Consider the following 13,623-nt stretch of genomic DNA (forward strand, 5'->3'; position numbering starts at 1 on the left):
AAAATGAACAGGATTATAATACTTTTTACCGCCGTACTGTTTTTCGGCGCTTCAACTGTTTCGGAAGCCCAGGAAGAGTGGACGCTCCAAAAGTGCATCGATTATGCACTGGAAAATAACATTCAAATAAAACGGCAGGAACTGAATACCCAATACAGCCGCAACCAGGTTAACCAGGCACGGGCCGACAGGCTACCCAACCTGAATGCCGGTGCGTCAAACAATTTCAGTTACGGGCGTTCGCTGAATAACGACAACGTATATGAGAATGTAAACTCAACACAATTAACCGGTTATGTGAACTCAAACATCACGCTGTTTAACGGGTTTACGTTGCAAAAAACCATTGAACAAAGCCGGCTCGATTTACAGGCTGCCATTCAGGATTTGGAAAAAACCAAAGACGATATTATCCTGAATATTGCCGCTGCCTACCTCGAAATATTATTTGCCGAAGAGTTGGCACAGATTGCCGAGGCACAAATTGAAGTGACCAGTCAACAAATTGACCGCACTCAAAAACTGATTGAAGCCGGAAGCCTGGCTCGCGGCGCCCTGCTCGAAATTGAAGCCCAGCTGGCCCGCGAAGAGCTGCAACTGGTAAACGACAAAAACCGGGTGAAGCTCGCTTACCTGAATTTGTACCAACTGCTTGAACTGCCTGTTGAAAAAAGTTTTGAAATTAAAGCGCCCGTTTTGCCTGAGGTAAAAGCCAATGTTACCATGGCCCATTCGTTCGATGTATTTTCGGAAGCAGTGAAAATACGCCCCGAAATAGAAGCCGCACGGCTCAGGGTTGAAAGCGCCAAACGCCAGCTCGATATTGTGAAAGGAAATCGGTACCCCAGCCTGAGTTTTGGGGCAAATTACAACAACCAGTATTACAATATTATGAACAGCGACTTTGAACAGCTGCCATTTGGCGAACAACTAAAAAGTAACAGCCGGTATGGATTTGGATTCACCCTGAACATCCCAATTTTCAATCGCTTTCAGGTAAAAAACGGCGTCTCCAATGCCAAACTGCAAATTACCGATTACGAATACCAGCTGCAAACTTCCCGAAATTTATTGCGAAAAGATATTGAACAGGCTTATACCAATGCGCTGGCAGCACTCAACCGCTATGTGTCGAGTGAAAAAGCCGTTGAATCAACCCGCGAAGCATTTCGTTATACCGAAGAAAAATTTAACGTGGGAATGGTTAATTCCGTGGAATACAACCAGAGTAAAAATAACCTCACCACAGCGCAGTCGGAACTGTTGCAAGCCAGGTACGAGTATATTTTCCGCGCCAAAATCCTGGACTTCTACAACGGCGTGCCTATCGAATTGTAAACGAAAGCCCGGTGGTTTTCTGAAATGAATAATTTTATAGACCCGTGCAGAAAGTGCGGGTTTTTATTTTTCTTCAACTGCTTTTGCTTCGCGTCTCGAATAAATATCAGCCGCCACAATCATGGCGGTAAACCCCCAAAACGGAACCGACAATTTATCGGTATCCAGGAAGTTATTTAAGAATCCATGCACGTAATAAGTAACTAACCCGATAATGGCTGCCAGCACAATTCCTTTCAGTCTTGGATCCTTTAACCGGCCATAGGCATGAATTCCGGTGTAAAGGACAGTAATCAAAATAATCAGGAAAGTGACCAGCCCCAGCACCCCCGATTCTGAAAGCGGCCCGAGGTATTCGCTGTGGGCATTTCCTCTATCGCCGGCATTGGTACTTATTATTGTACGTTCTTTTTTCAGCTGAAAAGGGGCATACTGAAACATGTAAGTGCCCGGTCCGAAACCAAACACCGGCTTTTCTTTGAACATTCTGATGGCGCATCCCCAGCGGTTGAGCCGTTCCAGGTTTGAGGCATCGGATGAAATATTTGATATGGAAGAAAAATGCTCGGTTAAATTGGACGACGATTCATCGGAATTGCGTTCGAGATGCATTACAATCTGGTGTTGAAATGAAAAAACCAGCGCAATCACAATAATGGCAGTAATAAAAATGGGCTGAAACCGGATTTTCAGCTTAATAAAACCCCAAACCATAAGGGCTGCAATCATACTCACCCAGGCTGCACGGCTGTAGGATAAAATGAAAGCCATAAATAATATTCCCAACACTACCAGTGCTGCATTTCGTATTTTTTTGGAATACTGTTTACTAAAGGCAAACAACATGGCAAATGGCAGGTACATGGCAATTGCAGCGCCGTATGAAGTATGATCGTTATAAAACGGTGAAACCACATAATGTGCGGCCTGCTTGTCCCACAATCCGTAACCCCAGTGCCGGTAGGTTGCGTAAAAAATAACCACTAAAAATGCAATAATATACAACCAAACATATTGTTCCATTTTTTTGCCACCCTTAAAAATTTTGGCTGTTAAAAGGTAAAGGCAAACCACAAACCAGATTCTGGCCAGCAAAAACTTAATGGAAACAACCGGCATAGTGCTGGTCAGGCTGGTGAGCAATATCCATATCAAATTAATATAAATGGCCAATGAAACCGGATGTGTAAGGATATCGCGGTCGAAATTTCGTTCATGAATAATTTTCAGCAGAAAAAGAATCAGCAAGCCAAACAAAATAGGTTCGGTTGGGAGAAACATATCGAAACTCAACCCGGGCATTACTTCGCTAAGCGGGAGCGAAAGCGGGGCAAAAAATACAACGAGATAAATCAGTTTATCGAATGAAAAGATTACCAGCAAAAAAACAGCAAGCAATGCCGGAAGTGCATTGATTATCAGCGAATCTCTTTTTACCACAAAATAGATATTCAACAAGATAAAACTTATTGAGATGAGGTAAAAAAGGGTAATTTTTATGGCATTACTGCGAAACAAAAGTTAGTCTTTTTTGCGGTAATCGAGAACAAGAAAAACCAGCAAGGCAACAAATACGGCCGAAAACGCAGAAAAAGCCACAATCAGCCAACGCACCGGGTACGATTTTTTGTCGGACGGAACAGGGTATTCAACCACATGAGCGTAGGTAATATCTTTTTCATATTCACTCAGGTGCGTTTCATATTGGGTGGTCAGCGAATCGATGGCATTTATTAAAAATTCATGCCTGTTCTCCAGCCATTCAGCTTCACTTCCCTGTTCAGCCAGATTATCATACAAATCTCTGATTTCCCGGGTATTTGAACTGGAAGTCCGTCCGCTGGCAAGCGCTTCCATATAGCCTTCAGTCACTTTTTCTACCTGGCTTTTATAATCCAGTATTCCGTATTCTTTACGTACCAGGTTAAGTTGAGCTGTCAGTGTATCTAACTCGTTATATTTTTTCTCCAGGCCGTTTTTTGAAATTTTCACCATTTCCCAGTCTTTGGCCTTATGTATTTCCCTCACTTTCTTGTTGTAAAACGCGACAATAGAATCACACATATCACTGGCTCTTTGTGGGTTATAATCCAGTACCTGTATTTCAATTGTCTCAAATTTGGTTTTGGCTGCACTCACATTCTTGTTGTAAATGTCGAGCATATACGTAAGGTAATGCGGGTCGTCGCGGTTAATTTTATACACCTCATCCAGCTGAAAAGCATCGAACATTTTCAGCTTGATATCGCGCGAGTTGATAATTTCAAGCATTTGCTCCGATTCCGACTCTTCGCTCAGCACCCAAAGATTGGTGGGGTAAATTCGCGCGGTGGATTTATACTTGGGTTTGATAAATGCCGGGCCCGAAAAAATGGCCGCCAATACAATGGCAACAACTCCAACAATTACAAAATGAAATTTCCGCCTCCAAATCAGTTGAAGGATACGCTGATTATCAAAAAAATTATTCATAAATGTGGTTTCTATTTGATAGCAATTATGGAACGAACCGGAGCCATTTTTAGTATTGTTTAACGCATTATTCGGCAATTAGGAGGAAATAATTCTTTTTCCCTTTTTGAGCTAGGATATATTTATCGCCAATCAGAAACTCTTTCCCAATAACCACTTCGGCATCGGTTACTTTTTCTTTGTTGATACTGAGGCCGTTCCCTTTAATTGTCCGGCGCAATTCGCCTTTCGATGGGAAAACCTGTGTTTTTTCGGCCAGCAAATCAATCACATTTGCTCCGGCCTCGATTTCGCTTTTAGAAACTGAAAACTGTGGAACTCCCTCAAAAACCGAAAGGAATGTACTCTCATTCAGTTTGCGGAGCTGTTCGGCAGTGCCTTTCCCAAAAAGAATTTGCGAAGCTTCCACGGCCATTTCATAATCCTCTTTCGAATGCACCATGATGGTAATTTCCTCGGCCAGTTTCTTCTGAAGCAGCCGGCGGTGGGGCTCTTCGCGGTGTTCCCTGGCCAAGGATTCAATTTCTTCCTGATTTAGCAGCGTAAAAATTTTAATGTAGCGTTCGGCATCCTCATCGGAAGTATTGAGCCAGAACTGGTAAAATTTATAGGGTGACGTCCGCTCCGGATCGAGCCACACGTTGCCCGATTCGGTTTTGCCAAATTTGGTGCCGTCGGCTTTGGTAATCAGCGGGCAGGTCATGGCAAAAGCTTCGCCACCGGTTTTACGGCGAATCAGCTCTGTTCCCGTGGTAATATTCCCCCACTGGTCGGAACCGCCCATTTGTAGTTTGCAACCCTGGGTTTGGTACAAATGCAGAAAATCGTATCCCTGAACCAGCTGATAGGTAAATTCAGTAAACGACATTCCCGATTTCGACTCCTCGCCCAGCCGTTTTTTTACACTGTCTTTGGCCATCATGTAATTCACCGTAATGTGCTTGCCAATATCGCGGATGAATTCCAGAAATGAAAACTCTTTCATCCAGTCGTAATTATTCACCAAAGCTGCGGCATTAGGCGCATCGCTTTTAAAATCGAGAAATTTTTCGAGTTGATTTTGAATACATTGCTGATTGTGCCGCAGTGTGGGTTCATCCAAAAGATTGCGCTCCTGCGATTTTCCCGACGGGTCGCCAATCATTCCCGTAGCACCGCCAACCAGTGCAATGGGCCTATGGCCCGCCAGCTGGAAATGTTTCAGCATCATTACACTTACCAGGTGCCCAATATGCAGCGAATCGGCAGTGGGGTCGATTCCCACGTAGGCTGCCGTCATTTCTTTGGAAAGTTGTTCTTCGGTCCTGGGCATCATGCCTTGCAACATCCCGCGCCATTCCAGCTCTTTAACAAAATTCATTCAACTATTTTTTTGCAAAATTTGCGCAAAGATATAAAATGTCGCCCTTTTACAGGTTACTTTATTTACAAAATAAGAAGGAGACTAAATAAGATTCAGGGCATTGAGAAAAACCAACCCCACAGCTGCCCAGAATATAAAATTGTAGATTACTGAAATACCGGCAAATTTGAGTAGCAGTTTTCCAACTCCCTGTCCGTAAAACCGTTTAAGAGCCAGTAATAAATAAACCGGAATGGTAAAGAGCAAAATGAGACTTATCAACCCTGTGTTTCGCTCAAAAATCATATAAATGATGGTCAGCAGAATAAAAATGATAAAAATGAAGGAGTGCACGTGGATGGAAAAAATCAGGTGCCGGATGTAATACTGGTTTCGCCGGAAATAGAAAAGCCACAAAATAAGCGCAAAAACCGGCAGCAGCAGGAAAAATGCCCACGACATGTACTTCAGCCCGCGGGCCAGGAACTGTTCCGGCGAGCGGCACAATCGGATATAGTTTATGAGCCTTGCCCTTTTTTCAGGATTTTCTTCTGTTTCCAGTTGTTTTTCAAACTGAAGCGCCAGGTTATTGAGTGCGGTTCTTAAATCGGGAGACTGAAGAACTTCATCAAAATTAACGGACGATAAAATATGGTTGGAAGAATCGGAAAAGGTGAAATTTCCCAACACAGCCGGATCGACTTCTTCTCCCAAATCAGAAAAAACTGAATCGGCCACAACAACCGAAGCAGAGTCGAGTCCGAAAACAGAACCGCCTCCTTTAACAGGGCTATTTAGTGCAGAATTAAGGCCTCTGCCCGTATGAATCTGAAGCAGCAAAAAAAGAATAAAACTGGCAAAAATGAAAAACCGGATAGGTGTGGCATACCTGACACGGTGACCCGCAAAAAACTCTTTGGTCAGAAATCCGGGGCGGATAATCAAATTCAAAAAAGTTTTCCAGAAACGGGTGTCGAACGCAAAAACATTGCCCAGAAAATCGTAAAAAATGATGGAAAAAGGTTGGTCAACTTCTTTTACCGACTGACCACACATCGGGCAATAATGGCCGCTAAACCGGGTGCCACAGTTCCTGCATTCAATATTCTGTGCAGGTTCTTCACGTTTTTTATCCATTAACCGCTTTCTTAACGCTTTCAAAAATATTTTCATCTTTCTTGCCGGGTTCATCAGAATCATCCCAAATATTTATGAACGGGAAAAGCGCGGGGGCAAAATTTCGAACTGGTTCATATAGCTGTGATTTGGCTTTTGCTTCCTGCGAAAGGATTTCAACATCTTCATCAATTTTTTCTAAAACAATTAATATGATGCTGAGAATGAGTGCCGAGCGCAAAATGCCAAATGCCAGGCCGGCCAGCTTATTAATAAACCCGAGCATGGCGGCTTCAATGAATTTATTTACTGCACTGCCCACAATGTGAACCAAAATAACAATTACTATAAATGTGATTATAAACGAAATGATATTGAGGTACTCCGTTTCAAAATTGAAATTTTCGGTCAGAAAATCGGTGGTAATGTATGAAAATTCAATGGCACCCCAAATGCCAAGAATCAATGCAGCCAGCGAAGCCAGTTCGGCCACCAGTCCTTTCCGGAATCCCGAAATGGCGGCAAATAACAATAACAGCCCGAGGATGATGTCGATGTAGTTCATCGTTTTAGTTTGTTAAATTGGTAAAATGTAAAAGTAGAAATAATTTTTTTGAAGTACAGCAAATAAATATTTCTACCTTTGAATAAAAATAATAATTGACAGGAATGCCACTACTCAACACTGTTATAAACTGGATTAACTACAAACGAAATTACCAGATAGAGTTATTTCGCGAACATCCGAATGACATTCAGAAAGAAACATTGCTGAACCTGCTCAGTAAATCGAAAAACACCGAGTGGGGGAAACTGCACAAATACAACGAAATACGCTCAGTTCATGATTTTCAGGAAGCTGTACCGCTTCAAACGTACGATGAAATTCGTCCGTATGTGGACCGGCTGCGCGACGGGGAAAACGATCTTCTCTGGCCGGGCGAGGTAAAATGGTTTGCCAAGTCGTCGGGAACCACCAGCGACAAAAGCAAGTTTATCCCAGTAACCAAAGAGGCGCTCGAAGACTGCCACCTGCGCGGGCCAAAAGATGTGTTTGCCATTTACATCAACAACTATCCCGAAACAAATGTACTTTGGGGCAAAACGCTCACCCTGGGCGGCAGCCACGAAATCAACAACTTCAGCAATAATTCGTATTACGGCGATTTGTCGGCCATTTTAATTGAAAACGTCCCTTTCTGGACTGATATCATCCGCATCCCCCCGGCCAAAATTGCGCTCATCCCTGAGTTTGAAAAAAAGATTGACCACATCATCGAAAATTCACTCGATCAGAATGTTACTTCGCTGGCAGGTGTTCCGTCGTGGTACCTGGTACTGTTGAAAAAAGTGCTTGAAAAAACCGGCAAAAGCAACATCCTGGAAGTGTGGCCCAACCTGGAAGTTTTTATCCACGGGGGTGTGAAATTTGAGCCCTACCACGAGCAGTACCGGAAACTCATTCCTTCGGACCAAATGCATTACATGGAAACTTACAATGCATCGGAAGGTTTTTTTGCCATTCAGAATAATCCTGAAACCAAGGATATGCTACTGATGCTCGACTATGGAGTTTATTATGAATTTATACCCATGGAAGAGTTCGGAAAAGAGAACCCGAAAGTGTTAACGCTCGAGGAGGTGGAGCTGAATAAAAACTATGCGCTGGTTATTTCAACCAATGCAGGTTTGTGGCGGTACGTTATCGGCGACACCATTCAGTTTACTTCAAAATATCCTTACAAATTAAAAATTACAGGGCGCACCAAACATTTCATTAATGCATTTGGCGAAGAAGTAATAATTGACAATGCCGAAAAAGCACTTCAAACAGCCTGCAATGAAACCGGTGCAATTGTTAATGAATACACCGCGGGCCCGGTTTTTATGGGCGACAACCAAAAAGGGGCGCACCAGTGGATTATTGAATTTGAAAACGAACCTGCCAACAAAGAACAGTTTACCAAAATACTGGATGAAACGCTCCAATCGCTCAACTCCGATTATGAGGCCAAGCGCTACAAAGACATCACCCTTGAAATGATTCATCTGGTTGCGGCTCCAAAAGGAACATTTTACAACTGGATGAAAAAACGAGGTAAAATTGGCGGCCAGAATAAAATACCACGTCTGGCAAACGATCGCAAATACCTGGATGAAGTTTTGGAAATACTCCAGAAATAAATTTTTTATATTTACTTTTTAATTCATAAAACAGATTAAAATGCATATTGCAGTAGCCGGAAATATTGGCGCCGGAAAAACAACCCTTGCTCAGTTGCTGGCGAAACACTACAACTGGACGCCCCACTACGAAGATGTGGACGAAAACCCCTACCTGAACGATTTTTACAACGACATGCAACGATGGTCGTTTAACCTGCAAATATATTTTCTGAACTCCCGTTTTCAGCAAATACTGGACATCCGTAAATCGGGGAAAACGATTATTCAGGACCGTACCATTTACGAAGATGCCGAAATATTTGCACCCAACCTGCACAGCATGGGACTCATGAGTACCCGCGACTTTAAAAACTACAAGGCGCTGTTCGATTTAATGGTGAGCCTCATCCAGCCGCCCGATTTATTAATCTACCTCCGATCTTCAATCCCCACGCTGGTGAACCAGATTCAGAAACGCGGCCGAGAGTACGAAAATTCGATCCGGCTCGATTACCTGAAACAGCTGAACGAGCGCTACGAAGCCTGGATCGGGGGCTACAAAATGGGACAACTGCTGGTAATAAATGTGGACAACCTCGATTTTACCGAAAACAAAGAGGATTTAAGTTCCATTATCGACAAAATCGACGCACAAATTCACGGGTTGTTTTAATCCATTTCGCTGATTTGTTTCAAAATACCGGGCCACTGTTCATCTGATAGTTTGGCGCCAATTACTTCCACCACTTTTCCGGAAACCAGGGTGGCAATCCGTCCGCATTTTTCGAGGCTGAAATTATTGGCCAGCCCGTAAAAGAAACCTGCGGAATAATTATCGCCGGCGCCGGTTGTATCGATTGGGTTGGCCTCAATAGTGGCTACATTTACCCGTTCATTGCCGCGTTGAATGATTGACCCTGCCTTGCCAATTTTAACCACAGCAATGTCGCAAACTTTTGCGATTTCGGCTATGGCTTGCTGCGGCTCTCTGCCGGTAAAAGCCAGGGCTTCTTCTTCGTTGGCGAAAACAATATCTACCTTCCCGGTAATCAGTTTTTGCAGAAAGCCAAGGTTTTCTTCCACGATGTTGAAACTGGAGAGGTCAATCGCAATTTTCAGCCCTTCGGCACGCGCCAAATCAATGGCTGTTTCAATTAATTCATGATCCTGAACCAGGTAACCTTCAATGTATAAAATGGAATAGCTGCTGAAAATCTCGCGGGTAAGCTCCGTGGGTTTCAAATCGGCTGCCGCGCCAAGGTAAGTGGCCATGGTGCGTTCCGAATCGGGGCTGACCAAACTCATCACCCGGCCGGTGTCTTTGTCACTTTTCAGCAGGTGCGTGCCAATATTTTTTTGTTCAAATTCTTCCCTGAAAATCTTTCCCAGTTTATCGTCGCCGATTTTTCCGAGGTAACCACAACTCCCGCCAAGACTGGCAAGTGAATATATGGTATTGGCTGCCGAGCCACCGGTGGTAATTTCGCGTTTGTTGAAACGGGTAGTTTCATATATTTTCCGCGACAACTCCGCATCCACCAGGGTCATGCTGCCCCGGGGCAATCCAAACTCTGTGAGCACAGCATCGTTTTCCAATACATTAATTACGTCAACCAGGGCATTTCCAATCCCCAAAACTGCAGTTGTTTTTTCTTTATTATCCATGAATTATCTCTGTTTTTCTGAAATTAAACCGCAAAGATAAACGAAAACTTATTTTTTATTCAGCCATTAATAAACTTACTTTGCCCGGTGAAGCCGGAGTAGCTTCAATTTAAAAGCAGGACTGAAAGTACAAGCGCCAACTCCTGTTGGTGCTTTCCCGTAAGTTGCAGTACCGCTTAACACGGATCGGCAACTTACTCCACATATAACAAACCGCTTTTGTACGCAAGGGCGGTTTTTTTACCTCTAATATTTGTGGGGAAATTTATCTGTAAAATGGTATGATTTTGCAAAGATTTAATTCGACCCCGGCCGGTGTCACAGGCTTATAGAAAACAATATTTCTATAAACATATGACTCCGGAGTCATATAAAATCTTATTTATGCAATTACAAGTACAATTACCAGCAGTAACAGCAACATAAACAGCACAAACTGGTTGCGGACAAACAACCCGAGCAAAATCAGCACTTCCACCTCTTCGCTGAGGGTGGTGTAAAGTTCGATTTCGCCTTTGTCTTTCGAAAGGAATTCACTGGAAGTGTACGTAATGATTTCGGCGCCGTTGAATTTCCACGACCAACGCGACTGCCAGAAGTTCTGAATTTCCAGCTCGAAACGTTTGCCGTTAACAATTACGTCGGTGCGCGGATTAAACAGGTTCACCATTACCATTCCCAGCAACGACTGGTCGTTGGCATCGTAAATTTCCAGTTTCGAGAGGAAAAATTCGCGGTTGAGCGCGAACAGCCGGCCATTTATCATGGCCTGCGCTTTGGAGCTGAACATGTTCTCCCACCGGATATTCCCGATGAGCTCACTCCCCCGCCGAATCTCCAGTTTCGAACCAAAAACCTGTTTTGTCCACTGCAGTTTATCCATCGTCACATTTTTCAAAATCCGCGATGCAAGTTATGAAAATCTGAACCGAAGTAAAAGAGGAGAAAACCGATTTTAGAAACTTTAACGAATCGTAAAGCAAGTCATAACCTCACTCAGAGTGAGGCTATGACTAACAGTTATCAATTTAAATTCTATTTTATCGATCCTGAATTATTCACAATATCAATAAAGCCTTATATTTGTTAAAAAGATTGATTATGAGTTTAATATTAACAAATAGTACCATTGATAAGTATTTTGGTTTTTTAACCAGATTAGATAATATCTCCAAGAAAAAGTTAATTGTAAAACTAACTGAATCAATTGAAGTTAAAGAGGAAACAGATTTTGATTTGGCAAGTTTGTACGGAGCATGGGAAGACTCTAGAAGTTCGGATGAAATAATTAAGGGTATTAGAGATTCGAGAGTTGAAAAAAATAACATACTCAATTTCTGATGGAATATTTACTCGACACAAATATTTGCATTCACTTTTTTCGTGGAAAATTTGGAGTGATTTACAAGTTAAACTCAGTGGGATTAAGAAATTGTGCTATTTCAGAAATAACTCTGGCTGAGCTGGTATATGGAGCAGAAAATAGTGACAACCCGGAAAAGAACTATGGAATAATTGAAAAATTCATTAATCAGTTGACGATAATACCCATTTTAGATTCTGTTCGAATTTACGGCAAAGAGAAATCCAGGCTTCGAAAAAGGGGCAAAATGATAAGTGACTTTGACCTGCTAATCGGATGTACGGCCGTTGAAAAAGACCTGATTTTGGTAACCGAAAATGTAAAGGAATTTAAAAGGATTTTAAATCTTAAAATCGAAAACTGGATCAAGAGATGAATTTTGATCCTCAAAAAGTCAAAGCCTCACTTTGAGTGAGGCTTTGACTGGCGATGAGAACAACTTTTTTATTCAGACTAATTTCAAATTATCCCCCTCCATAAATTTTATTGAAATCCGGAGTTACCTTTTCCTGTTTTAACCGAATAGTATTATAAACACCTGGGCATTGCCCAAATGCAAATAAATCATGAAAAATACTTTAACCAGCAAAAACAAATTCATTGGGTAAGCCTCCCCGGAATCAGTTCCACGTCTTACTTTGTTCCCTTCCGGGGATGTTTATCCCGTGAAATGCAAAACAAATTTCACAGGGGCAGGTAGTTTTGCAACTACCCGTGCAAAACTACTAAACCGGGAGCGACTTATGCAATGTAAAAGTGATCTATGGACATTAAAGTCGTTTTAAAAATTAATCATAAAAATGAAAACAAAAAATTTAAAAAAAGTTATAAGCGTTACCACTGGATTAATCCTATTATTTTCAGTTGTGACTTTTGGTCAAGATCAGTCTCTTATCGAAATTTCAAATGAAGCAGAGCTTTCTTTGAAGAATGAACACTCTAAAAAAGTTGAAAAACTTAAGTACAGAAGCGTGGAATTAATTAAATTAGGAAATGTGTCAAAACTTTCAAAAACAAATAATGGAACGCTTCCGGTTAAAATACCCGGCACAAATAAATTTTATGTAGCACGACCGGTTGATATTGTAACTTCTTCCGACGGGCAAACAGATGTTGATTATCATTCCGTAATTAACATGGATGCAGGATTTGGTTTAAAATCAGTTGAGATTACAACTGATAGCGAAGAGATGAAAGTCATCGCACAGAACCAAAACATAGAAATATTTGAACTTTCACCGGATTTGACAATTTATCCGAATCCTGTTCAAAATAATGCAACAATCAGTTACTATGTGAAAGAAAAATGTAAGGTGTCAATAGAAGTATTTGATACTAATGGAAGAAAAGTGGAAACTGTTATAAATAGCATTCAGGATAAAGGTAAATATTTCGCTCAGATTAATATTTCAATTTATAAAAGTGGTGTATATTTTTGTAAATTGTCATTAAAAGGCCAATCTTTTTCACAAAAAATTGTTATAGAATAATAACCAGAAGCCGTCCTTCAACAAGGGCAGCTTTTCTAAACTCATATAATCATGAAATCATATTGTACTTTTTTCCTAATTGTTTTATTTCTCCAAAGGAAAACATTGAAAGACAAGTCCCGGAATGGTCGAAAGTAAAGGCACAAAAGGATGGGCAGTACTGGGAAGCGGAAGCAATTGCATATCGTGTTGAAATTGGAAGCAGCTATAAAATAGGTGAAATACAGGCAAATATATTCAATGAATATGGATTCCTTAGAGAAAATTTATCTACAGGAAATATTGATCCTTTGATAGGGAAACAAAAAATACCAGGTTCCCGGACTGATACTTTGTATTCCAGATATATAACCATCATGGCAGATGGCGATGTGACCGAAGACCAGTTTATTGTGCTTGAAGATGAAGATAATTTCATCGATATTCAACAGTTAGATATGGATAAAATGGAAATGTCAGGAATTTTTCAGGTAACTTTTGTAAGGGATGCAAATGACCGGATAACCAACCCAAGCCTGCCTGATACAATCCGCTTTACTGAAGGTGAATTTCACCTGAAAATAGTTAACAGAAACTAAGTACTATATATTTTACTTAGGGCAGTACATCGGGATTGATTAAAAAGTTGATTCGCCAAAAACTGTTTATTACACATAAAACAAGCAGGGGTG

General features: G+C 41.6%; 14 protein-coding genes. 7 read left to right on the forward strand and 7 right to left on the reverse strand.

All coding sequences use genetic code 11. The annotated features are described in order from the left end of the window. Nucleotides 1-3: 3 nt before the first annotated feature. Entirely contained in the window at nt 4-1,338 is a 1,335-nt protein-coding gene (locus tag BUC07_RS06745) for a TolC family protein (RefSeq protein ID WP_073167665.1), read from the forward strand. Nucleotides 1,339-1,401: 63 nt separating this feature from the next. Here the strand turns inward: BUC07_RS06745 and BUC07_RS06750 are convergent, their stop codons facing one another. The 5 genes from BUC07_RS06750 to BUC07_RS06770 all read right to left on the reverse strand — a co-directional run bounded on the left by BUC07_RS06750 (nt 1,402) and on the right by BUC07_RS06770 (nt 6,833). Then, nucleotides 1,402-2,856, reverse strand: coding sequence for an O-antigen ligase family protein (locus BUC07_RS06750; protein ID WP_073167668.1), 1,455 nt, complete (start codon nt 2,854-2,856; stop codon nt 1,402-1,404). Between the two features lie 3 nt (nt 2,857-2,859). Further along, nucleotides 2,860-3,810 (reverse strand): Wzz/FepE/Etk N-terminal domain-containing protein, encoded by a 951-nt coding sequence (locus tag BUC07_RS06755; protein ID WP_073167670.1) that lies wholly within the window; start codon nt 3,808-3,810, stop codon nt 2,860-2,862. Nucleotides 3,811-3,877: 67 nt separating this feature from the next. Next, nucleotides 3,878-5,170, reverse strand: coding sequence for a tyrosine--tRNA ligase (gene tyrS / locus BUC07_RS06760; protein ID WP_073167673.1), 1,293 nt, complete (start codon nt 5,168-5,170; stop codon nt 3,878-3,880). An 84-nt stretch (nt 5,171-5,254) separates the two neighbouring features. Next, nucleotides 5,255-6,289 (reverse strand): DUF3667 domain-containing protein, encoded by a 1,035-nt coding sequence (locus tag BUC07_RS06765; RefSeq protein ID WP_073167676.1) that lies wholly within the window; start codon nt 6,287-6,289, stop codon nt 5,255-5,257. Next, entirely contained in the window at nt 6,282-6,833 is a 552-nt protein-coding gene (locus tag BUC07_RS06770) for a CvpA family protein (protein WP_073167680.1), read from the reverse strand. The genes BUC07_RS06765 and BUC07_RS06770 overlap by 8 nt, the downstream gene beginning before the upstream one ends. Before the next feature lie 104 nt (nt 6,834-6,937). Between BUC07_RS06770 and BUC07_RS06775 the strand changes: the two genes are divergently transcribed. Together BUC07_RS06775 and BUC07_RS06780 are read left to right on the forward strand one after the other, a co-directional pair. After that, nucleotides 6,938-8,452: a GH3 auxin-responsive promoter family protein gene (locus tag BUC07_RS06775; protein WP_073167683.1), complete on the forward strand. Its 1,515-nt coding sequence runs from the start codon at nt 6,938-6,940 to the stop codon at nt 8,450-8,452. A gap of 40 nt (nt 8,453-8,492) precedes the next feature. Next, the gene (locus BUC07_RS06780) at nt 8,493-9,107 is read left to right on the forward strand and encodes a deoxynucleoside kinase (protein WP_073167686.1); all 615 of its coding nucleotides are present in this window, start codon (nt 8,493-8,495) and stop codon (nt 9,105-9,107) included. Here the strand turns inward: BUC07_RS06780 and BUC07_RS06785 are convergent. Further along, nucleotides 9,104-10,099, reverse strand: coding sequence for an adenosine kinase (locus tag BUC07_RS06785; protein ID WP_073167689.1), 996 nt, complete (start codon nt 10,097-10,099; stop codon nt 9,104-9,106). The genes BUC07_RS06780 and BUC07_RS06785 overlap by 4 nt on opposite strands. Nucleotides 10,100-10,481: 382 nt before the next feature. After that, nucleotides 10,482-10,982 (reverse strand): hypothetical protein, encoded by a 501-nt coding sequence (locus tag BUC07_RS06790; protein WP_073167692.1) that lies wholly within the window; start codon nt 10,980-10,982, stop codon nt 10,482-10,484. 218 nt (nt 10,983-11,200) lie between these two features. Between BUC07_RS06790 and BUC07_RS06795 the strand changes: the two genes are divergently transcribed. The 4 genes from BUC07_RS06795 (at nt 11,201) to BUC07_RS06810 (ending at nt 13,530) form a co-directional block, all read left to right on the forward strand. After that, nucleotides 11,201-11,440: a hypothetical protein gene (locus tag BUC07_RS06795; protein WP_217652657.1), complete on the forward strand. Its 240-nt coding sequence runs from the start codon at nt 11,201-11,203 to the stop codon at nt 11,438-11,440. Next, nucleotides 11,440-11,838 carry a type II toxin-antitoxin system tRNA(fMet)-specific endonuclease VapC gene (gene vapC / locus BUC07_RS06800; protein WP_073167695.1) on the forward strand — a complete coding sequence of 133 codons (399 nt, stop codon included), beginning with the start codon at nt 11,440-11,442 and terminating at the stop codon, nt 11,836-11,838. Before BUC07_RS06795 ends, vapC begins: the two co-directional genes overlap by 1 nt. Before the next feature lie 424 nt (nt 11,839-12,262). Beyond that, nucleotides 12,263-12,952 carry a T9SS type A sorting domain-containing protein gene (locus tag BUC07_RS06805; protein ID WP_073167698.1) on the forward strand — a complete coding sequence of 230 codons (690 nt, stop codon included), beginning with the start codon at nt 12,263-12,265 and terminating at the stop codon, nt 12,950-12,952. A gap of 62 nt (nt 12,953-13,014) precedes the next feature. Then, nucleotides 13,015-13,530, forward strand: a complete 516-nt coding sequence (locus BUC07_RS06810; RefSeq protein ID WP_073167700.1) for a hypothetical protein — start codon at nt 13,015-13,017, stop codon at nt 13,528-13,530. Nucleotides 13,531-13,623 lie beyond the last annotated feature (93 nt).

Origin of the sequence: Tangfeifania diversioriginum, from assembly GCF_900141875.1 — a bacterium.
Taxonomy (GTDB): Bacteria; Bacteroidota; Bacteroidia; order Bacteroidales; family Prolixibacteraceae; genus Tangfeifania; species Tangfeifania diversioriginum.

Bases quoted from the DNA above. Each gene is read 5' to 3' on its own strand.
- BUC07_RS06780 (WP_073167686.1), top strand. From the start codon at position 8,493: ATGCATATTGCAGTAGCCGGAAATATTGGCGCCGGAAAAACAACCCTT.
- BUC07_RS06765 (WP_073167676.1), bottom strand. From the start codon at position 6,289: ATGGATAAAAAACGTGAAGAACCTGCACAGAATATTGAATGCAGGAAC.
- BUC07_RS06790 (WP_073167692.1), bottom strand. From the start codon at position 10,982: ATGGATAAACTGCAGTGGACAAAACAGGTTTTTGGTTCGAAACTGGAG.
- BUC07_RS06755 (WP_073167670.1), bottom strand. From the start codon at position 3,810: ATGAATAATTTTTTTGATAATCAGCGTATCCTTCAACTGATTTGGAGG.
- BUC07_RS06770 (WP_073167680.1), bottom strand. From the start codon at position 6,833: ATGAACTACATCGACATCATCCTCGGGCTGTTATTGTTATTTGCCGCC.
- tyrS (WP_073167673.1), bottom strand. From the start codon at position 5,170: ATGAATTTTGTTAAAGAGCTGGAATGGCGCGGGATGTTGCAAGGCATG.
- BUC07_RS06745 (WP_073167665.1), top strand. From the start codon at position 4: ATGAACAGGATTATAATACTTTTTACCGCCGTACTGTTTTTCGGCGCT.
- BUC07_RS06805 (WP_073167698.1), top strand. From the start codon at position 12,263: ATGAAAACAAAAAATTTAAAAAAAGTTATAAGCGTTACCACTGGATTA.
- BUC07_RS06795 (WP_217652657.1), top strand. From the start codon at position 11,201: ATGAGTTTAATATTAACAAATAGTACCATTGATAAGTATTTTGGTTTT.
- BUC07_RS06785 (WP_073167689.1), bottom strand. From the start codon at position 10,099: ATGGATAATAAAGAAAAAACAACTGCAGTTTTGGGGATTGGAAATGCC.
- BUC07_RS06775 (WP_073167683.1), top strand. From the start codon at position 6,938: ATGCCACTACTCAACACTGTTATAAACTGGATTAACTACAAACGAAAT.
- vapC (WP_073167695.1), top strand. From the start codon at position 11,440: ATGGAATATTTACTCGACACAAATATTTGCATTCACTTTTTTCGTGGA.